Below are 22,602 nucleotides of genomic sequence, written 5' to 3'. Positions count from 1 at the left end.
GCTGCGGCACTGTCAGGCCGGCAGCGCCCGGATCGGATAGATGTCGTAGCGACTGCTTTTACCCTCAACCCGCGCAGCCGGCTCCGGTCCGGCGATCGCGGGTGCCTTGCGGGGGCGTTTGACCACCACCCGATAGCGGGCACAGCCGAGCGCGGCCTCCAGTAGCTGGCTGGCGTCGTCATCATCACCCACCACCTGCCGGAACACCTGCATTTCCTTCTTGACCAGCGCAGACTTGTCCCGATGCGGAAACATCGGGTCCAGATAGACCACATCGACGGCTTCGGGTCCTGCCTGGTTCATCCAGTCCAGTGAGTTGCCAGAGTGCAGCGTCATTCGCGCCACAATCGGTGCACAAGCCTCATTCAGGCTAGCCCGGTACAGGCCATCGGCCAACAGGGCATGAATGATCGGGTTACGCTCGAACAGTGTCATCTGGCACCCCAGGGAGGCCAGTACAAAGGCGTCCTGGCCGAGGCCGGCGGTGGCATCAAGCACCTGCAACGGAGCGCGGGTTTTCTGCATACCCACGGCGCGCGCCACCAACTGGCCAGCGCCACCACCGTGCTCGCGCCGGTAGCCCATCTTGCCACTGACAAATTCCGCCCTGACTGGCCCGGGCGCACCTTTACCGGTTTGTTGTAACGCCAGCCCATGCTCGTCCATGAACAATAGAAGACCGTAGTCCCGAACCTGTTTGGGGGCGACCACGCCCAGCCAGTCAAGCCCCAGCTCGGTGGCCAGCGTACGGGCTACGCCCGGTTCAGCCAAGGGGCTATGAGCAACGGCCAGGATGTGACGGAGAGACGAGGAATCCGGAAGCTCGGTGTGAGAGGAAGGCGACGGCATCAGACCAGAATATCAATTCCGCTCAGCACGCTGCCGCTCTCAAACTCCTGTCCGGCAGCGGCAACGCCGGCAAAAGCCGACAGCGCGCGGGCGGCAGGAAGCGGCAATTCATCTGCGCGGAAACGTTCAAGCCGGGCATCTTCCGCCGCGCGCCGGGCTTCGACACGCCGGCTGTCCAGTTCCGGGCCGGTACCACCGGGCTGTGCCGGATTACCGGGGGCGGTATCCCGATCCTGACGGGCGGTATTGAGCTGGTTGCGAACATCACCCGTGGCAAGTGCCTGGGGGTCCGCCTCCGGGGTGCGGGATACATCCGTGCGTTCCCGGGCCGGGGAGTTATTACCCGCCTGGTACAACGAAGGATTTGAGGGATTGATGCCGCCAATCATAACGCACCACCGGGGTGAGGATTCAGAGTCGTCATCGCATTATGGAGGATCTGGTGCAGAATGCAAAGACGGCGGTTGGAGCGGGGTTCACTCCCGACCGGGCAACTTCTTCCAGGCCACTTCGTCCCGGATATACACCGGTTGTGCCTGCTCTGCTGGCACCGCCTGCCCGTTCGACATTCCCTGTTCGGCCAGCTTCGCCACCTGGGCCGCTGCCGGCAACAACGTATCGTCAATGGCTGCGAGGCGTTCAACGAGTTCACCGGGCATCTGCTCTTTCAGGGTCCAGCCCTGACCGGCGCCGTACCAGTTGCCACTGGCATCCGGTGGCAGAGTCACCGCGTCAGGCGGGCAGACCCGCTCCTCGCTCAGCAACACTGGAAGCCCCGCCTCACAGCGGAACACGCCCCAGTAAACCTCCCCCATGCGGGCGTCAAAGGCCACCGCAATGCAATCACCCTCCTGCAGGGCGTGCGTTTCGATCGCCGCGAGCGCCACCGCCGCCAGGGACGACACTGGAACCACGGGGATATCCAGCCCCCAGGCCAATCCCTGGACTACACCGGTTGCAATCCGCAGCCCGGTGAAAGAGCCTGGGCCCCGGGCGAACGCCAGCGCATCGAGATCGGTTGGGGACAGGCCCTGCTCCGCGAACAATTCGCGAACCATGGGCATTAACAGGCGAGTGTGGCCCCGCGGAGCCACCTCGAATCGCTCGGTCACCCGGCCATCCAGCCAGAGTGCCGCGGAACAGCCCTCGGATGAGGTATCCAGTGCCAGAAGTTTCACAGAATCACGCCTCCTGGGCTGAGCCGGTTTCGATCACTTCAGTTGGGACAGAATCTGATCGCGAATACTGTCGAGGCTGCCAACGCCTTCAACGCGCACATACCTGGGTGCATCGGCCGGGGCCTTCTCTGCCCAGCTCTGGTAGAAGCCCACCAGCGGCGCTGTCTGCTCATGATAGATTTTGAGGCGCTTGCGAACGGTCTCTTCCTTGTCGTCTTCACGCTGGATCAGCGCTTCGCCGGTCTCATCGTCTTTGCCTTCTACCTTGGGCGGATCGTATTTAACGTGGTAGATGCGGCCACTGCCCTCGTGTACACGACGGCCAGACAGGCGGCTGACGATTTCTTCGTCTTCAACCGAGATTTCGACCACGTAGTCGATGGCGATACCCTGGTCTTTCAGGGCCTCAGCCTGGGGAATGGTGCGCGGGAAGCCATCCAGCAGGAAGCCGTTCTTGCAATCTGGCTGCTGGATACGCTCTTCAATCAGGGCAATGATGATGTCATCAGACACCAGGCCACCAGACGCCATAACCTCTTTAACCTGCAGGCCCAGCTCGGATTCGGCTTTGACCGCAGCGCGGAGCATATCACCCGTGGAGATCTGGGGGATCTCGAAACGCTCGGTAATAAACTGGGCCTGGGTGCCCTTACCTGCGCCTGGCGCGCCTAACATAATGATTCGCATAACGTTGTGCTCCCATTGCTTTATATTATCGTTTGAAAAGTTATGGCAAAGACCTCTGCCTTTGCGACAACCTCTCGACGGCTCCGGACCGTGTATCCGGCGCGCACGCACAAAAACGAGGCAGCATTATACGAACTCACACCCGGCAGAGAAAGTCGACCTCCGTATCATTGTCCGAATGCCGGGCTGTCAGCTGCCTCAACGGCCAGTGCAGGGCTGGGAATAATCAGGAAGCGAGGGAAGACGCCAGCACGTCCAGATCGGAAGCCACCTGGTCCATGTCGCTCTGAACCCGCTCCAGCACATCCGCCCGGAGCCCAAGGCTCTCAACCAGTGCCGGCAGGTCGTCAGGATTGAGTTCGTCACCGATACCACGCTCTTTGAGTATGGCATTGGCCAGCTGCACCATCTGGACATATTCCTCGTGCTCGCCATGGTATCCGATGTGCTGGTGCATGCCGGCGGCTTTGATCACGGCTTCCGGCAACTGCCACAGCCGGTGCAGAATACCGCCAATGGCACCATGACCAACAGCCAGAATATCCTGGCGCTCACTGTGGCCAAACACTTCCTGCTCGAGCGAGTGCATGCTTGCCTCCGGGTTGATTTCCCGCAGAGCATTGAGCTCTTCAAACTCCGATGGAAACAGATGGCCCACCAGCAGCAGGCCGAAGTTGTGCAGCAATCCGCACAGATAGGCGAGCCCCTTGTCGCGGCCGGAATAGGCGGCGAGGTTCTGGCACAGGAACGCGCAATAAAGCGAGTGGCGCCAGAAATTATCCATGCCGAGCATGCCTCCGCGGGGCACATCAAACGCCCGCACCGAGGCAATACCCAGGGCAATGTGGGCAACCCGGTCAAAACCGAGGACCCGGGTGACCGCTTCCTGTACAGAGTTTATCTGGCCGGGGTAGTTGAACAGCGCTGATCGGGCATAGCGCATGATCTGCGCGGTCATACTGGGGTCGAATTCGATCAACTCGGCCAGCTCTTTGGCCGTCGCTTCAGTATTGGCGGTCAGCCGCAGGATTCGCAATGCCAGGGCCGGCATTGGCGGCAGCCGATAAAGCTTTTGCAGTTTGTCTGCCACGTCTTCCAGAGTCAGGGCTTCGCGATCTTCCACGCCCTGACCACGAATAACCAGATGCCCCTGCCGGGCGCCAGCCTGGGCCAGACGGAAGGCCCGGCCGTCCATTTCAACCAGGCTGTGGTCCGTGCCACCGGAGAAGATCACACTTTCGGCTGTCACTACATCTTCATCCACCAGAACCGGCAGCTCCCAGGCGGCTCCGATCGGAGGTACGAATCCGGCGTCACAGTCCCCGAACAACCGGGAAGTCTGGCGCGCCGTCAGCGGCTGCAGGCGCCGACCGGTGAACTGGTGCACGGCATCCATATCAAGCGTGCTGTCAAAACGGTGTACCACCATAACCACCCCATTGATATCGATCAGCAGGGTCGCCTTGATAAAGTCATGCTGGGGTTTACCCGAAGCAAGCACCGCCGCGTCCAGATTGGCAACGGGCTCCGTTTCCAGTGGCTGGTAGGTAATGCCCTTGCGGGCCAGAAAACGCGAAAGCCTCTCCGACAATGCCAACGGGGGTAACTCCTTAAATCAAATGGGCCGGGGCTGTCCGGCCCCGGCCTTATTATGCACCTTAACCGGTATTTCGCATACCGGCAGAAATTCCGGCCATGGTCACCTTCAGCGCCCTCTCGACCATTTCCGGCACCTTTCCAGCCCCCTCGCTTTCCCGGTCACGCCTGAGTAATTCTGCCTGCAGATAGTGCAGCGGATCAGTGTAGGGATTCCGAACTTTCATTGAATGGGCAAACACCGGCTCCTGCTCCAGCAGAGTCTGTTGCTGTTTGAGCTCCAGCAGACGCTCAATGCAGCCCTGCAAACGCTGCCTCAGGCTCTGGCCAAGCGCCAGCAAGTGCTCGTCCTCAACCAGGGTCTGCTCGTAATAGCTGGCAATACGCAAATCTGCCTTGGCGAGGACCATTTCCAGCATATCCACGTAGGTGCGGAAGAACGGCCAGCCCTGCATCATCTCCCGCAGCTCGGACAGGCGGTCCGCCTGGGCCGCCTCTTCGAGGGCAACATCACTGCCCAGCCAGCTGGGCAGCATCAACCGCATCTGGGTCCAGGCAAAAATCCACGGAATGGCTCTCAGGCTTTCAACGCCCCCTGTGGCCTTGCGCCGGGCCGGCCGGCTGCCAAGGGCAAGTTTACCCAAAGCCGTTTCCGGTGTGACCTGGCGGAAGTAAGGCACAAAATCCGGATTCTCACGGACCACCTCACGGTAGGACCGCAGCGAACGCTCGGTCAGCCAGTCCATCACCTCGCGCCACTCATCCTTTGGCACAGGTGGTGGCGCCAGGGTCGCCTCAATCACCGCGGTGGTGTACAAGGTCAGACTCTGCACCGCCAGCCTCGGCAGACCAAATTTAAAGCGGATCATCTCGCCCTGCTCGGTAATCCGGAAGCTGCCGTTCACCGAGCCCGGCGGCTGGGACAGAATCGCCCGATTCGCCGGACCACCGCCCCGGCCTACGGTGCCGCCGCGGCCATGAAACAGAGTCAGATGCACTCCATACCGATTGGCCACTTCGGTCAGCTTCTCCTGGGCCTGGTACTGGGCCCAGGCCGCCATCAACTGGCCGGCATCCTTCGAGGAGTCTGAATAGCCGATCATCACTTCCTGGCGCCCGCTGCAGTATTCCCGATACCAGTCCACCTCGTACAGGGCCGCCATACTGTCGGGAGCCCCCTTGAGATCATCCAACGTTTCGAACAGCGGCACAACGCGCATGGGGAAAGTCATCCCCGCTTCCCGCAGCAGCAAAATCACGTTTAAAACGTCCGAGGGCTTGCTGGCCATGGAAATCACATAGGAACCCAGGGCTTCCGGTGTCTGGCCAGCGACCACCTCGCAGGTTGCCAGCACCTCGCGCACCGGCTCGGAGGGTTGCCAATTCCGGGGCACCAGGGGGCGCCGCCCTTTCAGTTCCTTGACCAGAAACGCCTGGCGCTCCTGTTCCGACCAGGACAGATAGTCACCCAACCCCAGGTAGTTCACCATCTCTGCCACCGCCTCGGCGTGGCGTGAGGCCTCCTGGCGGATATCCAGTCGGATCAGTGGCAGGCCGAAGGTGTGCGCCCGGCGAATGGTATCCAGCAGCGGACCATTGGCAATGGCTTCCAGCCCGCACTCCATCAGGGAGCGATAGCACAATTCCAACGGCCCGGTGAGATCCTCATTCTCGAACAGAATGCCCGAATCGTCTGCCGGCTCGCCCTTGACGCTGGCTTCGGCCCAGTCCCGGGTCTTGATCAGGCGTTCCCTCAACTGGGCCAGCACCTGGCGATACGGCTCCCGGGAATCTCCCACCTCGGCCCGCAATTCATCGCTTGCCTGCCACATGGAAAGCTCTGCTCTCAGCGCCTGGATATCGCGCAGATAGAGATCTGCGGCCATCCAGCGACCAAGCAGAAACACTTCTCGGGTCACTTCGTGGGTGACATTGGGGTTGCCATCACGGTCTCCCCCCATCCACGAGGCAATTCGGATCGGCGACACCTGCAACGGAAGCCCCTGACCGGTCGCCTCCGACAGCGAGGTGTCCAGGCTACGGAGAAATTTCGGCAGCGCCTGCCAGAGACTGTTCTCGATAACGGCGAAGCCCCACTTGGCCTCGTCCACGGCGGTCGGCCTTTCATGCCGAATCTCGTCGGTATGCCAGGCCTCGGCAATCAACAGCGACAACCGGTCAACAATTTCCTCCCGTTCACCGGGCATCAGGTCGTCATGATCCAGCCTCGACAGGCAATCGGACATTTCATCGTACTTGAGGATCAATGTACGCCGGGCCACTTCGGTGGGGTGCGCGGTGAGCACAAACTCTATGCGTAAATCTGCAACCTTCCGATGCAACTCTTGCGGGTCTATCCCCCCGGACTTCAGCCGATCAAACACGTCCCCCAGGGATTCCACCATCAGATCTGACGGATGCCCCTGCTTGCGACGAATTCCATGGTACTGCTCAGCCAGGTTGGCAAGATTAAGGAACTGGTTAAAGGCTCGGGTCACCGGTAACAGCTCATCATCGCTGAGCTGGCCCAGGAGCTTCACCAAGCGTTGTCCGGAACCGCTTTCCTGGCGCCGGTCAGCCTTGGCGGCGGCGCGGATTTCTTCAATGCGGTCGTAGCAGTCCTGTCCGGGGAATCGGAGTATGCTCTGGCCAAGCAGATCGCCCAGCAAACGTACGTTTTCTCGAAGATCCGGGTGCAGTTCGGTCACGGCAGGTTCCTTCTGAATTGACGGAAACAATCTAAACTTACGATACTAGGGAGCAACGCAGAAAGTCTATTGACGATTCAACCACTTCGCTCAGGAGCTGACATGAAAGTGACCGAACTGCCCCAGCATTGGGAAAAGGAAAAACAGGCCCAGGAGCGCAGCCATGAATACAACCTGCGCCTGCCTCTGGAAGATGCCGCACGGATTGCGGCCCTGGCGGAACTCTACCCGGACCGGAGCGAAAGTGAGATCCTGAACGACATGATTGCCGCCGCTCTGGACGACCTGATCAGCCAGGGCCCGCTGAAAGACCGATTGGCAGAACAGAAGAAGTCGTAATACAAACAACAACGCCGGGCTGAGCCCGGCGTTGTTGTTACAGAATCTATGGCAATGGGTGTTGGCAACCGTCAGGCAACCGACTCCAACTGGCGGGCCTTGAGGCGCTTGATGTGTTTCTGGCTCAGGGCAACGAATTGCGGTGTCAGGCCTTTGTCCTCATAGATTTCAAAGCCATCCTCGTCGTAAGCCACAACCTTCTCACCCTGAACGTAGGGGAAACTGGTTTCCAGCTCGTCGAGAGCGGCGGAGATCAGATCCCGCATCAGATCCTGAGTGGACTTCATCGGATACAATGCCGCAAGCTTCTGCAAGCGGTCATGATGCTGGTCAGCCAAAGACAGATAGGCGGCGTCCCGGGTCAGTCTTCCACGGCCGTGTTTATCCCAGTGCTTGACCAGATCTTTGATCTTCATGGTGCCTTCACTCCTGCATCTTGTTTGATGGCACAACGCACTTTTTCAGTGCGACTGTTCCCGGAAGTGTAGACGAAGAATGACAGGCCGGTGACGGAAAATTGGTAACGGATTGTACCTATCGGTGACAGTTTCCAGTTCCGCTTCCCTACTCCTTTTCCACCCCTTTCACGCTCTGCCACACGGCATCCAGCGCTTCCAGGGTTTCTTCATCCAGATTACGACCTTCTTTTTCCAGCACCCGCTCAATGGCACGGAACCGGGCATCAAACTTGTGATTGGTTCGCTTCAGGGCCTGCTCAGGATTTACTTTCAGGAAACGTGCCAGATTCACGCAAACAAACAGCAGGTCGCCCAGCTCGTCCTCAACCGCATCCCGATCTCCGGTACCGGCCTCGGCCATTTGCCAGGCTTCCTTGAGCTCGTCGATCTCTTCGTGAAGTTTGTCGAACACCGGGCCGATATCCGGCCAGTCGAAGCCGTGCCGGGTCGCACGCCGTTGCAGTTTTTCTGCCCGGGCCATGGCCGGCAGCGTACGGGCGATGCCGTCCAGACGACTGGCCGGAGTATCCGCCACCGGCTTCTCAGCACGCTCTTCAGCCTTGATGCGCTCCCAGCTTTCCTTGATCCAGGCTTCGTCAGGCCGATTATCCGGATCGATACGGCTCTCCAGCGTGCCCCCCGGAAACACGTGGGGATGGCGCCGAACCAGCTTGCGAACCAAATGGTCAACAATGCCATCAAACTCAAAGTGTCCGGCTTCTTCTCCCATGCGGGCATAGAAGATGACCTGGAAAAGAAGATCTCCCAGTTCGTCTTTCAGATGTGGGAAATCCTCCTGCTCGATGGCATCAGCGACTTCGTAAGCTTCTTCAATCGTGTGGGGCACGATGCTGGCAAAGGTCTGTTTGGTGTCCCAGGGGCAACCGGTGTCCGGATCCCGGAGCCGGGCCATCAGGTGTTTCAGATCTTCGATGCTGTAACTCATCCGCGTTTCCGCCTTACGTCGATGATGTTCGGCAGGTTCCGAATCTGGGCCAGCAGCCGCGCCAACTGCTCCAGGCTGGAGATTTCCACCGTCACCCGCATAGTGGCCGTGTTCTCGTCTTTGTTGGTCACGGTGTTGAGAGACAACACATCACTGCGGGACGAAGACAGCACCTGGGTGATGTCACGCAGCAGACCGGATCGATCGTAGGCCTCAATTTCGATATCCACCGGATAGACCGCCGCGGGCTGCCCGCCCCAGTTCACTTCAATGATGCGGTTCGGTTCAAATTCCCGCAGGTTCAGGAACGTGAGGCAGTCCTGGCGGTGCACGGTCACGCCGCGGCCCACGGTGATGTATCCCCCGATCGGGTCGCCGGGCAGCGGCTTGCAACACTTGGCCACCTGAGTTTTCAGCTTGCCAACACCAAGTATCTGGATATCGGATTCAGTGTCGTAGGGCTTTTTCCGGTTCGGGGTCAGCTTAAGATCCAGCTGTTCAGACCGGGGCTCCAACAGTTGCTGAGCCACATTGGCCACATGAGTAGGCCGCAGATCTCCCGCCCCGATGGCGGCAAACATATCATCAATGCTGTGGTAGTTGACCTTGGCCGCCAGTTGTTCCAGCTCCACATCAAACAGCGACAGGCGCTTGAACTCGTCTTCCAGAATAGCGCGGCCGTCAATGACATTGCGGTCACGGTTCTGCTGTTTGAACCAGTGTGTAACCTTCGCCCGGGCCCTGGACGTCTGAATATAGCCCAGGCTCGGGTTGAGCCAGTCCCTGCTGGGAGCCGGATTGTTGGAAGTCAGAATAAATACCTGATCCCCGGTCTTGAGCGGGTAAGTCAGCGGAACGATGCGGCTGTTCACCCTGGCACCCCGGCAGGCATGACCAATTTCGGTATGCACCCGGTAGGCAAAATCCACCGGCGTGGCGCCCTGGGGCAGGTCTACCACATGGCCTTCCGGCGTAAACACATACACCCGGTCTGAGGCCACGTCTGATTTCAGATGATCCGCCAGTCCGGAAATGTCGCCCAGCTCCTCCTGCCACTCCAGAACCTGGCGCAACCAGTTGATCTTGGCGTCGTAGCCGGTGGATTTGTTCCTGGTATCGGTGCCCTTGTACAGCCAGTGGGCACATACGCCCAGTTCCGCTTCTTCATGCATGGCATGGGTGCGAATCTGCACCTCCATGACCTTGCCTTCCGGGCCGATCACCGCCGTGTGCAGCGACTGATAACCGTTCTCCTTGGGGTTGGCAATGTAGTCATCGAACTCGTTGGGAATGTGGCGCCACAGGGTGTGAACAATCCCCAGCGCGCCATAGCAATCACGCACTTCCGGCACCAGAATGCGCACGGCACGGACATCGTATACCTGGGAAAAATCGATTCCCTTACGACGCATCTTCCGCCAGATACTGTAGATGTGCTTGGCCCGCCCGCTGAGCTCGGCCTTGATACCGGAAGCCTTGAGCTCGGTTTGCAGGGTATCAATCACCCGGCGGATGTAGCTTTCACGGTCCAGCCGTTTCTCATCCAGCAACTTGGCGATTTTCTTGTACGCGGAGCCATGCAAGTAGCGGAACGAGAGATCTTCCAGCTCCCATTTGATGTGGCCGATACCGAGCCTGTGCGCCAACGGAGCATAGATGTCGAAGACTTCCCGGGCCACGCGCATGCGTTTTTCTTCCGGCGCATCTTTCACTGCGCGGATAGCGCAGGTGCGCTCTGCCAGTTTGATGAGCGCCACCCGAACGTCATCAATCATGGTGACCAGCATCTTGCGGACATTGTCCAACTGGCCTTCGCTCTGCCCCAGGACATTGCCCTTGAGCGGATGATGGATGGACGAAATCGCAGCCATCTGCTGCACGCCGTTAATCAGCCCCGCCACTTCATCGCCGAATTCCTTGCGAACCTCTTCAAGCGGCACCCGTTCTTCCCGCACCGCCCGATAGAGCACGGCGGCAACCAGGCTGGCCTGATCAAGATGCAGCTCTGCCAAAACCTGCGCCATTTCCAGACCGGTCCGGAAACTGCTGGCTCCGGGCGCCCACAAACGGTCTTCCCTGAACGCCTGAACGGCGATCTGGGCGGCTTTCTCACAAGCCCGCCGAAGCTGATCCGGATCCTCGAGATGAGTCTGTTCAGCGATGTGCTGCACGCAGCGGTCTATATCGACCTCGCCGTCACCGCTGATCGAATAGTCTTCCCGAACTTTTACCATGGCAGAGCTTTACCCATTTGTTTTTCGGTTATTCTCACGGCCATCCTGGCCGTTCCGTTGCATACCCCCGAAACCCGGTCAGTCTGCGCTACGCTCAAACAACGCAATGGACTCAACGTGGGTGGTATGGGGGAACATATCCATCACACCGGCCTGTACCAGCTGATAACCATTGCGCACCATCACCCCGGCATCCCGCGCCAGGGTAGCGGGGTTGCAGGACACGTAAACAATGCGGTTGGCACCGAAAGCAGTCAGATACTTACAAATCTCCTCCGCGCCTGAACGAGGTGGATCGATCAGAATCTTGTCAAAACCCTCTTTTGCCCAGGATTGCCCGGTGAAATCCCCGTGCAGATCTGCCCCGTGGAATTCCACATTGGAGAGATCGTTCAGGCGGGCGTTTTCACGGCCGCGAACCACCATGGCATCGTCGCCTTCCACACCCACAACCTGCCCGCCCTTGCGGGCCAGTGGCAGTGTAAAGTTGCCCAGGCCGCAGAACAGATCCAGTACCCGCTCTCCGGGCTGGACGTCCAGCCACTCGACCGCACGGTGTACCATATTGCGGTTGATGCCGGCGTTCACCTGGGTAAAGTCCATAGGATGGAAGGCCATGGTGAGGTCAAACTCATCCATACGATAGGTCAGGCGTTCATCGTCCCGCCCGCCGGATTCCGGCCAGATCCGGTGCACGGTGTCCGGGCCCTTGGGCTGCAGATAGATATGCAAGTCATGGGCCTGACCAAAGGCGATCAGCTTTTCCCGGTCGTCCGGCACCAGGTCATCCATGTTCCGGAACACCATGGCAGCCGTATCATCGCCACAGGCCACTTCTACCTGGGCAATCCGGTCAAATGCCGCCATGCCATGTAGCAACTCCCGAAGAGGCTCGATTCGCTCACCGATCCGGGGATCCAGTACCACGCAGCGGTCAATGTCGGTCAGAAAGCTGTTGCGCTTCTCCCGGAAACCAACCAGCACCGACTCCCGGGCCTTCACATAACGTACGCCCAGCCGCGCCTTGCGACGATAGCCGAGGCTATCCGGAGAACGCATCGGAGCCACCCACTGCTCCGGTTCAATGCCCCCAAAGTGGGCAAAATGCTCGCGCAGGGTATTTTCCTTGAACCGTATCTGGGCATCGGCGCTCATGTGCTGAAGACTGCAACCACCGCAAAGATCGGCAAACTCACAGGGTGGCTGCTGGCGGTCAGGGGCTGCTTCCAGCACTTCGGTTGTGCGCAGCTCATCAAACCGGCTGCGGGTGCTGACCATTTTGGCCATCACGGTTTCGCCCGGCAGGGCTCCGTCAACAAACTGGGTTTTGCCATCAGCGCGGGCAATGCCCCGGCCATCGTGGCTCAGGGTCTCGATTTCACAACGCACGGGCTCCTTGGGCAGAACCTTGCGGCGACGCTTACTCATATAGAATTCTCTTGATTGGGGGCCACTCAGGCGCCGGGAAACACACCGGTGGAGAGGTAACGGTCTCCGCGGTCACAGATAATGGCCACGATCACGGCGTTTTCAACCTCACGGGACAATTTCAGGGCCGCTGCAATGGCGCCGCCGGAGGACACACCACAGAAAATGCCCTCTCGCTCGGCCAGTGCCCGCATGGTGTCCTCGGCTTCCTGCTGGCCAATATCCAGAACCAGGTCTACCCGGCTGGCATCGTAGATTTTCGGCAGGTAAGCCTCCGGCCAGCGGCGGATACCCGGAATCGAAGCCCCATCCTCTGGCTGCAGGCCGATAATTCGGATATCGGGATTGCGCTCTTTCAGGTAACGGGACACACCCATGATGGTACCGGTAGTACCCATGGAGCTGACAAAGTGCGTAACCCGCCCGGCGGTCTGCTCCCAGATTTCCGGGCCCGTGGTGTGATAGTGGGCCGAAGGGTTATCGGCATTGCTGAACTGGTCCAGAACCTTGCCCTTACCCTCGGCCTCCATTCGAATGGCCAGATCCCGGGCGCCTTCCATGCCCTGCTCACGGGAAACGTTCACCACCTGGGCGCCGTATGCACGCATGGAGGCCCGGCGCTCCTCACTCAGGTTATCAGGCATGATCAGCACCATTCGGTAGCCCTTGATGGCCGCAGCCATGGCCAGCGCGATACCGGTATTGCCGGAGGTGGCTTCAATCAGGGTGTCCCCGGGCTTGATCTCGCCCCGGCGTTCAGCCTCCTGGATCATGCTCAAAGCCGGCCGGTCTTTCACCGAACCTGCCGGGTTGTTCCCCTCCAGTTTTGCCAGGATGACGTTACTGGTGTCTCCCGGCAGACGCTGCAGACGCACCAGGGGTGTATGGCCGACATAATCTTCAATGGTGGGGAAAATCATATTGATACCCTGTGATACACTTTCGGATTCGAATCATACGCGTTATGGCCGCCTTGTCCCAATACAGCTTGTCGCTATATCCATGACCTGCGGCTATAACTGTCTGTTTCCGGGATAACGGCCACGGTTATATCATTGCCGTTCAGCTATGCTGACATGGAAGTATCCACCAGCAGGCGTGTCCTGCCGGCGGACAAGGTAATTTTACAGGAACACGGTATGCGACGTTGGGGCATTCGCAAGAAAGTACTGGTGGTAACTCTGGTTCCCACCCTGCTCACCACGCTGTTGTTAGGACTATTCTTTACCTACAGCTGGGTGAACAACATTGAGAACCTGCTGAAGGATCGCGGTGAGTCCCTGTCCCGACAGCTTGCCGCAGGCTCTGAATACGGCCTGTTCACGGCCAATCGCAGCCTGCTGAGCAGCCTCTCCAACGCCCTTCTTGAAGAACAGGATGTTCGCTCCATCACCTTCTATGGCAGCGATGGCCAGCGCATGCTTCATACCGGCCCGGGCAGCGCTGAAACCGTGGCGATGGCACCGCTGGAACCCAACCAGCCGGTCCGGGTGACCCACGACAGCAGCACTCGTTTTGTCACGCCGGTTCACCTTCAGGATCTGATGATCGAGACCATGCTGGACCCGGACGCCCGCCAGTCTGCGGCGGAACGCCAGGCCCCGCTGGGCTGGGTTGCCGTAGAGATGTCCCACGTGCGCACGGAAAAGGAAACCTACAAGGCGCTGCTGATCTCGCTGCTGCTGGTGATCGGTGGTGTCCTGCTCAGTCTTGCCATCGCGCTGCGGCTGAGCCGTGCCTTCACCGACCCGGTATTCCAGCTCAACGAAGCCGTAGCCAAACTCAAGGAAGGCAAGCTCGACACCCGGGTTTACACCAGTGCCGGCCCGGAGTTCGAACAGCTGGAGTCGGGGCTCAATGATATGGCCTCGGAATTGAGTAAGGCCCAGGCCGAAATGCAACAGAACATTGACCAGGCCACCGAAGACCTGCGGGAGACCCTGGAGACCATTGAAATCCAGAATATCGAACTGGACTTTGCCCGCAAGGAAGCACTGGAAGCGAGCCGGATCAAATCCGAGTTCCTGGCCAACATGTCCCATGAAATCCGGACGCCGCTGAACGGCATCATCGGCTTCACCGAGCTGTTGCTGAAAAGCCCACTGCCCCGCCAGCAGCGCGACCACCTGAACACCATCCGCAAATCCTCGGAAATCCTGCTGACCATCATTAACGACATTCTGGATTTCTCCAAGATCGAAGCCGGCAAACTGATACTGGACCGCGTGCCGTTCCAGCTCCGGGATATCGTTGAGGAAGTGATGGTCATGCTGGCACCGGCTGCCCACGCTAAAAACCTGGACCTGGTGCCACTGGTCTACAACGATGTACCGGACAACATCATGGGGGATCCGCTGCGAGTCAAGCAGGTGATCACCAACCTGGTGAACAATGCCATCAAGTTCACCCAGACCGGCGAAGTGGTATTACGGGCGAGTCTGGAAGACGAAGATACCGAGAATAACCGGGTTACTCTGCGCCTGAGCATCACCGATTCCGGCGTTGGTCTGTCACGTGCCCAGCAGCAGTCACTGTTTAACGCCTTCAGCCAGGCCGATGCCTCCACTGCCCGGCAGTATGGCGGTACCGGTCTGGGGCTGGCCATCTCCAAACGGCTGGTGGAAGAAATGGGCGGCAAGATCGGCCTGGAAAGTGAGCTGGGCAAAGGTTCCACGTTCTGGTTTACCCTGACGCCGGAACTGTCCTCAACCGGCGACAGCTCCAGCCCCAAAGAGGCGCTCCGGGGCGAAAAGATCATCTATCTCGAACACCAGAAGACCACCGGGCTGGCGGTGGAGCACCTGTTAAGGGACTGGGGCGTGGCCGTTGAACGGGTTGCCTCACCCGGAGCACTGCAGGAACAGATAGAAGAGGCGCAACGGAGGCAGGAAGGCTACGCCGGCGCCATCATCGGCATTACCCGCCACCTGCTCAACTCCAGCCAGTACTGCAACCTGGTGCGTTCCCTGGAAGTGGAACGCGACTGCCGCACCCTGTTGCTGACGCCCACTCTGGAAACCCACGACACGCCGCTGTCGGGCCTGGCCAGCGGCCACCTGACCAAACCGGTCTGCCGGGACGCCCTCTACGATGAACTGCTGCTGCTGATCCATGGCATTCAGTCGGGTAATCGAAGCGCGCCGGAAGCCGCGCTACCGTTGAGGCAGAACAGCGGCTCAGGCACGCCCCGCATTCTGGCGGTGGACGATAACGAAGCCAACCTGAAACTGGTAATGACCTTGCTCAATGACTGCCGCCTGGAAGCCGAAGGCGCCTCCAGCGGATTCGAGGCATTGACCAAGGTGCGTCAGAAGGCGTTTGACCTGGTGTTCATGGACCTGCAGATGCCGGGGATGGACGGCGTGGAAACCACGGCCCGCATCCGTGATCTGGACAGCGGCTCACACCACACCCCCATTATTGCCCTGACCGCCCACGCTCTGGCGGACGAACAGGAACGGCTGGCGCAACAAGGCTTCGACGGCTATATGCCCAAGCCGATCAGCAGCAGCCAACTGGTGGAACTGATTCGCGAATACACCGGCTACGACTGTACCAATAGCGCCGACCGCTTCCGGATTTCCGAAGTACGGGATACCCGCCGGACACTGCGGCCGTCAAATCGCCGGATGCAGCAGGACTGCGTCAGTGTAGAGGAGAGCATTCAACTGGCGGCGGGCAAGGCCGATCTGGCGGAGGAGCTGTTCAGTATGTTGCTGGAGCAGTTACACACCGATATCGACCGGATTCAGGCGCTCTGGCAGACCGGTGGCAACGAGCCCCTGCTTGAGTGCGTGCATAAGCTTCACGGGGCCACCCGCTACTGCGGCGTTCCCGAACTGCGCACAGCCGCCAACCGGTTCGAGACCGCCCTGAAGTGCGAGGCTCCGGATCGAGAGCTGTTAAAAGATCAACTGATTTCGGCCATGGAGCGGCTGCAGATCTGGAGTGAGCAGACCGACTGGCAGCAACTGTTCCGGGAACAGCAGCGCCAGCCGGAAACCACCTGACTGTTGATCAGGCCCTGGCCCGGTCAAGAATCGCCTTCATGTCCCGGACCGCATCTTTCAGGCCGGTAAAGACGGCACGGGCGATGATCGCATGGCCGATGTTCAGTTCATTGATACCCGGAATAGCGGCCACCCGCTCGGTGTTGTGGTAATGCAGACCATGGCCGGCATTCACAATCAGCCCCTTCTTGCGGGCATAGGCCACGGCATCGGCAAGCACTTTGAATGAGGCTTCCACCGCTTCGGGTTCCCCGGCCTCGGCATATTCACCGGTATGCAACTCAACCACCGGCGCACCGCAGCGCACCGCCGCGTCGATCTGTACCGGGTCCGGATCGATAAACAACGAAACCTCGGCGCCGATTTTTGCCAGACGATCACAGGCCTTGGCCACGCGCTCTTCCTGGCCATCCACATCCAGTCCACCTTCGGTGGTGAGCTCCTCGCGTTTTTCCGGCACCAGGCAGACACATTCCGGGCGCACCTGCTCGGCGAACGCCAGCATGGCGTCTGTCACCGCCATTTCCAGATTCATTTTGGTCTGCAGTACTTCCCGCAACAGCAGCACATCCCGGTCCTGGATATGCCGGCGATCCTCACGGGGGTGAATGGTGATGCCATCAGCACCGGCTTCTTCCGCCACCAACGCCGCCTGCACGGGGTCCGGGTAACGGGTGCCCCGGGCCTGACGCAAGGTGGCCACATGATCAATATTCACTCCAAGCAGGACTCGGGTATTCATGATTCTCTCCCAGATGACGGATTCGAATGACTGAACAGGGAACGGCTGTGCAGCGGCCGGCCCTGCAAAAGGTAATCCACCAGCACCCGCATGACGCGCTTGGCGGTTTTACGGGGCGCTTCACTCATGAAATCGCCGGCCGCCAGTGCCAGCAATGCCTCACCCGGCAATTGGCGCAATGGCAGCTCGGGCGCGAGATTGGAAACGATCCCCTGGCCCGGGTCGTAGCCATAGAGCTCCCCCGCCTGTACAGACATACCGGTATCCGTGGTTTCGTCCCAGGCAAAATCGTAGCCCAGCGAGGCGGCAAATGCGCGCTCAAAACGCCTCAGCAACGGCTCCACATCGTCCTGTGAAGACAGATCCGCCAGGGCCTGCAGGGTTTCAATGTAGCTGGCAAACAACGCGGGGGAGGGATCGGCCACCGGTAACACCCGCTGAACCAGTTCATTAATGTAGAAACCACTGTACAACGCGCGGGGTTGGCTGACCGCTGGCGCACTGCGCACTTCCAGCTGCACCAGGGTTTTCAGCTCACTTTTGCCGGTCCAGTCCACTAATAACGGCTGGAATGGCTGAAGCTGGGCCTTGAGCGGGCTCTTGGTGCTGTTGGCGCCTCGGGCAACCACACTCATGCGGCCGTGATTCAGAGTAAACAGATCCACCAGCAAGGCGGTTTCGCGCCAGGGTCGCCGATGGACCACATAAGCGGGCTCTTGCTGCACCGCGCCCTTCATGGCGGCCTCAGAAATCGCTCATGCCCAGGCTTTTCAAAGCCCTGTCGCTGTCAGCCCAGCCTCGCTTGACCTTGACCCAGAGCCGGAGCATCACCTTGGATCCGAACATCCGCTCCATATCAACCCGGGCTTCCTGACCGATACTGCGCAGGCGCTCACCCTTATCGCCAATGATGATTTTCTTCTGGCCTTCCCGTTCGACCAGAATCAGTGCCGAAACATGCAGGGTATTGCCCTGGTGCTTGAACTCTTCAATCTCCACTGCCACGGAATACGGCAGTTCAGCGCCCAGTTGACGAGTGATTTTCTCCCGGACCATTTCGGCCGCCATAAAGCGTTCACTGCGGTCTGTGATCTGATCATCGGGGTAGAAGTGGACACTTTCGGGCAGGAAGCGGCCAACAGCCGATTCCAGCGGCTCCAGATTGGTCTCTTTCAGTGCCGAAAGAGGAATGATCTCGGCAAAGTCCCGCTTTTTGGACAGAGCCTCCAGATGGGGCAACAACAGCTCCCGTTTCTCCAGCTTGTCGACTTTGTTGACCGCCAGGATAACCGGGCACTTTACCCGCTTGAGCTTCTCCAGCACCATCTCATCGGCACTGGTCCACGCCAGCTGATCCACCACGAAGACCACCACATCCACGTCGATCAGGGCGGACGCGGCCGCCTTGTTCATATAGCGGTTCAGGGCACGGGGCTCATCCTCATGCATGCCCGGTGTATCGACATAAATGGCCTGTACCGGGCCCTCTGTCTTGATACCGAGCACCTGATGCCTGGTGGTCTGTGGCTTCCGTGAGGTGATGCTCAGCTTCTGGCCAAGGATGTGATTGAGCAGTGTGGACTTGCCCACATTCGGCCGGCCGACAATGGCGACGAAACCACAGCGGCTTTCCGGGTTTTCCGGGCGGGTAATATCAGTCATCAGGAATTCTCCACACCCAGTTGCTTGAGTGCATTTCGGGCGGCCTGCTGTTCAGCAACACGTCGACTACTGCCAGTGCCGGTGGTTTTACGGTCCAGCGAGGGCAAGGCGCAGGAGACATGGAAAGTCTGGTTGTGGGCCTCGCCGTCAACAGAAATTACTTCATAGCGCGGCAACGGAAATTGCCTGGACTGCAGGTACTCCTGCAACCGGGTTTTCGGATCTTTCTGGGTGTCCTGAATATCCAGGTTTGCCAAGCGCTGTTCAAACCAGCGTAACACCTGAGCCCGACAGGTATGAAAGTCGCTGTCCAGATAAATGGCCCCGATAATGGATTCCACGGCATCGGCGAGTATGGACTCACGGCGGAAACCACCACTTTTCAGCTCTCCCGAACCGAGCCTCAGATACTGGCCCAACTGAAATTCACGACCGATCTCGGCGAGGGTAACCCCCTTGACCATACGGGCCCGAAGCCGGCTCAACTGCCCTTCCCGGGCCTTCTCGAAATGAAGATACAGATATTCGGCGATCACCATGTTCACGATAGAATCGCCCAGAAACTCAAGACGTTCGTTATTCTGGTTGCCAAAACTGCGATGGGTCAGCGCCAGCAGAAGCCGCTCCGGTTCCTTGAACTGGTAGCCAATGCGGCGCTGAAGTTGGTCTAGGTCTGGTTGTGAACTCACTGGCCCTGAAACTCATACTCGTGCTGGAAGTGCACAACGGTGTCCACGTTCCGGAAGATGTTATTGCGAACCTCGTAATCCACCTTGATCACGACCAGTTCGCCATTTTTTTCAACGGAGATGTTCTTTGGATCAAAACCGTCAACATTATTCACACTCAGGCGCTTGTTAATCAGGCTGCGCACCTGCGCAGGCCCCATCTGTGACAGGCCGTCGGTACCATCCAGGCTTTCCAGAGCCTCCTGGATGGTAAAGTCATCCAGGTAGGCCGGCCCGATCTTGATCGCCAGAGTCAGCAGGCCACCAAAGAACAGAGCCATGATCATCATCGTCAAAGCGCCGCCCTGCTGAGTGGTCAGGCCTGCGGGATAGTGTCTTCTCATCGTCTTGTACTCCGGAACCATCAGAATTATTGGATGCCACCCACCCGATCAAAAGATGGCAGACTTGTCAGTGATTTCCAGTGCATCCAGATGGCAAAGGCCTTGCCCACCACCATCTCATCCGGCACCGTGCCCCAGAAACGGCTGTCGTTACTGTTGTCGCGGTTATCGCCCATGACAAAGTAATGGCCTTCAGGAACAACCCATTCTCCCTCACCGGAACCGCTCACCCGCCCCATGGTCAGGTACAGATCATGTTCAACCTCACCCAACTGTTCCCGCCAGCGTTCCATGGGGGGCAAGCGCGCAACGAAATCCCGGGGAACCGGCTCATCATTGATGAACAGTTGCTTGTTGCGGTAACGAATATGATCGCCCGGCAGGCCGACCACCCGCTTGATGTAATTGGTGCTGCCATCCTCAGGATAACGGAACACCATGACATCACCCCGCTCCGGATCGCCGATCTCAACAATCTTGGTACCGGCCACCGGCAGGCGCAGGCCATAGGCGTACTTGTTGACCAGAATAAAATCCCCCACTTCGAGGGTCGGTAACATGGAGCCTGAGGGGATCTGGAACGGCTCGATCAGGAACGACCGAAGCACCAGGACTACCGCCAGCACGGGGAAAAATGAGCGGCTGATATCCACCAGCCAGGGTTCCCGGTCCTCGAACTCATCGGCTGATTCGTCTACCTGGCCACCCTGCTCTGCGCCGGCAAGCCGACGCTTTCTCAGGAACGCGATGTCCGCCAGCCAGACCGCTCCGGTCACGAAGGTCAGAACCACCAGTACCAGTGGAAAATCGATGTCCATCCAGGTGCCTTTTTAGTTATCCACTTTCAATACAGCAAGAAACGCTTCCTGAGGCACCTCGACATTACCCAGCTGCTTCATGCGTTTTTTACCTTCCTTCTGCTTCTGAAGCAGTTTCTTTTTACGGCTGACGTCGCCACCGTAACACTTCGCCGTTACGTTCTTGCGCAGGGCCTTGACCGTTACCCGGGAGACCACCTGGGTACCAATGGCAGCCTGAATGGCAATATCAAACATCTGACGCGGGATCAGCTCTTTCATCTTCTCGATCAACTGGCGCCCTTTGCGGTGGGACAGATCCCGGTGCACAATCAGCGCCAGGGCGTCGACACGATCCCCGTTGATCAGCACATCCAGTCGAACCAGGTTGGCACTCTGGAAACGGACAAAGTGGTAATCCAATGACGCAAAGCCACGGCTGGCCGATTTGATCCGGTCAAAGAAGTCCATCACCACTTCCGCCATCGGCAGCTCGTAGGTGAGCTGTACCTGTGTGGACATGAAGTGCATGTTCTTCTGCACACCGCGCTTTTCTTCACACAGGGCAATGACATTACCGAGGTGCTCCTGGGGTACCAGGATGTTGGCCTCGACAATGGGCTCACGCATTTCTTCGATGGAACCAATATCCGGAAGCCGTGATGGGTTGTCCACCGACAGAGTCTCACCCTGCTTGGTGACCACTTCATAGATTACCGTCGGCGCCGTGGTAATCAGATCCAGGTCGTACTCTCGTTCCAGCCGCTCCTGGATGATCTCCATGTGCAGCATGCCCAGGAAACCACAGCGGAAACCGAAGCCCAGAGCATCCGAGTTCTCGGGCTCAAAGAACAGCGAGGCGTCGTTGAGGGTGAGCTTTTCCAGGGCATCCCGGAAATCGTCATAATCGTCGGCGCTGACCGGGAACAGACCGGCGTATACCTGGGGTTTGACTTTCTTGAACCCCGGCAGCATCGGGGTTTCTTCCGCAAACTTCTGGTGCACGATGGTGTCACCCACCGGCGCACCGTGGATATCCTTGATTCCCGCAACGACGAAACCGACGTCACCCGCTTCAAGCACATCAGTGTCGGTGGGCTTGGGATTGAAGACACCGACCTTGTCGGCGTTCCAGGCTTTCTTGGTGGACTTGATAACGATCTTGTCGCCTTTACGCAGTACACCTTCGGTCACCCGAACCAGTGACACCACGCCCAGGTAGTTATCAAACCAGGAATCAATAATCAGTGCCTGCAACGGCGCGCTGCGATCACCCTTGGGGGGCGGAATCTTTTTGATCAGATCCTCGAGTACATCCTCAACACCCAGTCCGCTTTTGGCACTGCAGCGCACGGCATCGGAAGCGTCAATGCCGATAATGTCTTCAATTTCCGCCGCAACCCGCTCGGGCTCGGCCTGGGGCAGGTCCATCTTGTTCAGGACCGGCACCACCTCAAGGCCCTGTTCGATAGCGGTGTAGCAGTTGGCCACCGACTGGGCTTCCACACCCTGACCGGCATCCACCACCAGCAGCGCCCCTTCACAGGCGTACAGTGAGCGGGACACCTCGTAGGAGAAATCCACGTGGCCCGGGGTATCGATGAAATTCAGTTTGTAGGTTTCCCCATCCTTTGCCTTGTAGTTGAGCGTAACGCTCTGGGCCTTGATGGTGATCCCGCGTTCCCGCTCCAGATCCATGGAGTCCAGGACCTGTTCGGCCATTTCACGGTCTGTCAGGCCACCGCAGATCTGGATAAAACGATCCGCCAGCGTGGATTTACCGTGGTCGATGTGGGCAATAATGGAAAAGTTACGGATTCGGCTCAGTTCAGTCACAGACAATGATTACTCATATAAGACGTAGGATTGAGCCCGGAGGGGCCGCTACCGGGATCC

The 22,602-nt window shown here is 58.9% G+C and carries 20 protein-coding genes; 2 read left to right on the top strand and 18 right to left on the bottom strand.

The window, feature by feature from the left end; all coding sequences use genetic code 11:
• Positions 1 to 12: 12 nt before the first annotated feature.
• The 6 genes from OZ656_RS04905 to ppc all read right to left on the bottom strand — a co-directional run bounded on the left by OZ656_RS04905 (position 13) and on the right by ppc (position 7,018).
• Entirely contained in the window at positions 13 to 849 is an 837-nt protein-coding gene (locus tag OZ656_RS04905; RefSeq protein WP_011785696.1) for a class I SAM-dependent methyltransferase, read from the bottom strand.
• Positions 849 to 1,238, bottom strand: coding sequence for a UDP pyrophosphate phosphatase (locus OZ656_RS04900; protein WP_153741223.1), 390 nt, complete (start codon positions 1,236 to 1,238; stop codon positions 849 to 851). The genes OZ656_RS04905 and OZ656_RS04900 overlap by 1 nt, the downstream gene beginning before the upstream one ends.
• Before the next feature lie 87 nt (positions 1,239 to 1,325).
• A complete protein-coding gene (gene tsaB / locus OZ656_RS04895) occupies positions 1,326 to 2,027 on the bottom strand; it encodes a tRNA (adenosine(37)-N6)-threonylcarbamoyltransferase complex dimerization subunit type 1 TsaB (protein WP_153741222.1) in 702 nt (233 codons plus the stop codon).
• Between the two features lie 33 nt (positions 2,028 to 2,060).
• On the bottom strand, positions 2,061 to 2,714 hold the full coding sequence (gene adk, locus OZ656_RS04890) for an adenylate kinase (protein ID WP_011785699.1): 654 nt from the start codon (positions 2,712 to 2,714) through the stop codon (positions 2,061 to 2,063).
• Between the two features lie 226 nt (positions 2,715 to 2,940).
• Positions 2,941 to 4,311: an HDOD domain-containing protein gene (locus OZ656_RS04885; protein ID WP_113879887.1), complete on the bottom strand. Its 1,371-nt coding sequence runs from the start codon at positions 4,309 to 4,311 to the stop codon at positions 2,941 to 2,943.
• A gap of 61 nt (positions 4,312 to 4,372) precedes the next feature.
• Complete coding sequence (gene ppc / locus OZ656_RS04880) at positions 4,373 to 7,018, bottom strand: phosphoenolpyruvate carboxylase (RefSeq protein WP_153741221.1); 2,646 nt, start codon at positions 7,016 to 7,018, stop codon at positions 4,373 to 4,375.
• 102 nt (positions 7,019 to 7,120) lie between these two features.
• Between ppc and OZ656_RS04875 the strand changes: the two genes are divergently transcribed.
• Complete coding sequence (locus tag OZ656_RS04875; protein ID WP_011785702.1) at positions 7,121 to 7,357, top strand: hypothetical protein; 237 nt, start codon at positions 7,121 to 7,123, stop codon at positions 7,355 to 7,357.
• Positions 7,358 to 7,428: 71 nt separating this feature from the next.
• On the opposite strand, the gene OZ656_RS04870 is transcribed toward OZ656_RS04875, so the two are convergent.
• The 5 genes from OZ656_RS04870 to cysM form a co-directional block, all read right to left on the bottom strand.
• Complete coding sequence (locus OZ656_RS04870) at positions 7,429 to 7,773, bottom strand: hypothetical protein (protein ID WP_011785703.1); 345 nt, start codon at positions 7,771 to 7,773, stop codon at positions 7,429 to 7,431.
• Between the two features lie 148 nt (positions 7,774 to 7,921).
• Positions 7,922 to 8,761 (bottom strand): nucleoside triphosphate pyrophosphohydrolase, encoded by an 840-nt coding sequence (gene mazG, locus OZ656_RS04865; protein ID WP_278350025.1) that lies wholly within the window; start codon positions 8,759 to 8,761, stop codon positions 7,922 to 7,924.
• The gene (relA, locus tag OZ656_RS04860; protein WP_114433638.1) at positions 8,758 to 10,995 is read right to left on the bottom strand and encodes a GTP diphosphokinase; all 2,238 of its coding nucleotides are present in this window, start codon (positions 10,993 to 10,995) and stop codon (positions 8,758 to 8,760) included. The genes mazG and relA overlap by 4 nt, the downstream gene beginning before the upstream one ends.
• A 78-nt stretch (positions 10,996 to 11,073) precedes the next feature.
• On the bottom strand, positions 11,074 to 12,423 hold the full coding sequence (gene rlmD, locus OZ656_RS04855) for a 23S rRNA (uracil(1939)-C(5))-methyltransferase RlmD (protein WP_153741218.1): 1,350 nt from the start codon (positions 12,421 to 12,423) through the stop codon (positions 11,074 to 11,076).
• Positions 12,424 to 12,449: 26 nt separating this feature from the next.
• Positions 12,450 to 13,343: a cysteine synthase CysM gene (cysM, locus tag OZ656_RS04850; RefSeq protein ID WP_121208440.1), complete on the bottom strand. Its 894-nt coding sequence runs from the start codon at positions 13,341 to 13,343 to the stop codon at positions 12,450 to 12,452.
• Between the two features lie 219 nt (positions 13,344 to 13,562).
• Here cysM and OZ656_RS04845 point away from each other — a divergent pair, with 219 nt between their 5' ends.
• Positions 13,563 to 16,433 (top strand): ATP-binding protein, encoded by a 2,871-nt coding sequence (locus OZ656_RS04845; protein ID WP_278350026.1) that lies wholly within the window; start codon positions 13,563 to 13,565, stop codon positions 16,431 to 16,433.
• A gap of 7 nt (positions 16,434 to 16,440) precedes the next feature.
• On the opposite strand, the gene pdxJ is transcribed toward OZ656_RS04845, so the two are convergent.
• The 7 genes from pdxJ to lepA are packed head-to-tail and all read right to left on the bottom strand — an operon-like array spanning position 16,441 to position 22,542.
• Positions 16,441 to 17,175, bottom strand: coding sequence for a pyridoxine 5'-phosphate synthase (gene pdxJ / locus OZ656_RS04840; RefSeq protein ID WP_014420775.1), 735 nt, complete (start codon positions 17,173 to 17,175; stop codon positions 16,441 to 16,443).
• The gene (recO, locus tag OZ656_RS04835) at positions 17,172 to 17,912 is read right to left on the bottom strand and encodes a DNA repair protein RecO (RefSeq protein ID WP_153741216.1); all 741 of its coding nucleotides are present in this window, start codon (positions 17,910 to 17,912) and stop codon (positions 17,172 to 17,174) included. Before recO ends, pdxJ begins: the two co-directional genes overlap by 4 nt.
• 7 nt (positions 17,913 to 17,919) lie before the next feature.
• A complete protein-coding gene (era, locus tag OZ656_RS04830) occupies positions 17,920 to 18,837 on the bottom strand; it encodes a GTPase Era (RefSeq protein WP_011785711.1) in 918 nt (305 codons plus the stop codon).
• Complete coding sequence (gene rnc / locus OZ656_RS04825) at positions 18,837 to 19,526, bottom strand: ribonuclease III (protein WP_011785712.1); 690 nt, start codon at positions 19,524 to 19,526, stop codon at positions 18,837 to 18,839. The genes era and rnc overlap by 1 nt, the downstream gene beginning before the upstream one ends.
• Positions 19,523 to 19,909, bottom strand: a complete 387-nt coding sequence (locus OZ656_RS04820) for a DUF4845 domain-containing protein (protein WP_011785713.1) — start codon at positions 19,907 to 19,909, stop codon at positions 19,523 to 19,525. Before OZ656_RS04820 ends, rnc begins: the two co-directional genes overlap by 4 nt.
• Before the next feature lie 26 nt (positions 19,910 to 19,935).
• On the bottom strand, positions 19,936 to 20,727 hold the full coding sequence (gene lepB / locus OZ656_RS04815) for a signal peptidase I (protein WP_011785714.1): 792 nt from the start codon (positions 20,725 to 20,727) through the stop codon (positions 19,936 to 19,938).
• 12 nt (positions 20,728 to 20,739) lie between these two features.
• The gene (gene lepA / locus OZ656_RS04810) at positions 20,740 to 22,542 is read right to left on the bottom strand and encodes a translation elongation factor 4 (RefSeq protein ID WP_011785715.1); all 1,803 of its coding nucleotides are present in this window, start codon (positions 22,540 to 22,542) and stop codon (positions 20,740 to 20,742) included.
• Positions 22,543 to 22,602 lie beyond the last annotated feature (60 nt).

The sequence above is a fragment of the Marinobacter sp. LM1 genome (assembly GCF_042763285.1).
In the GTDB taxonomy this organism is placed as follows: Bacteria; Pseudomonadota; Gammaproteobacteria; order Pseudomonadales; family Oleiphilaceae; genus Marinobacter; species Marinobacter nauticus.
This window is presented reverse-complemented; position numbering and strand designations above follow the sequence as displayed.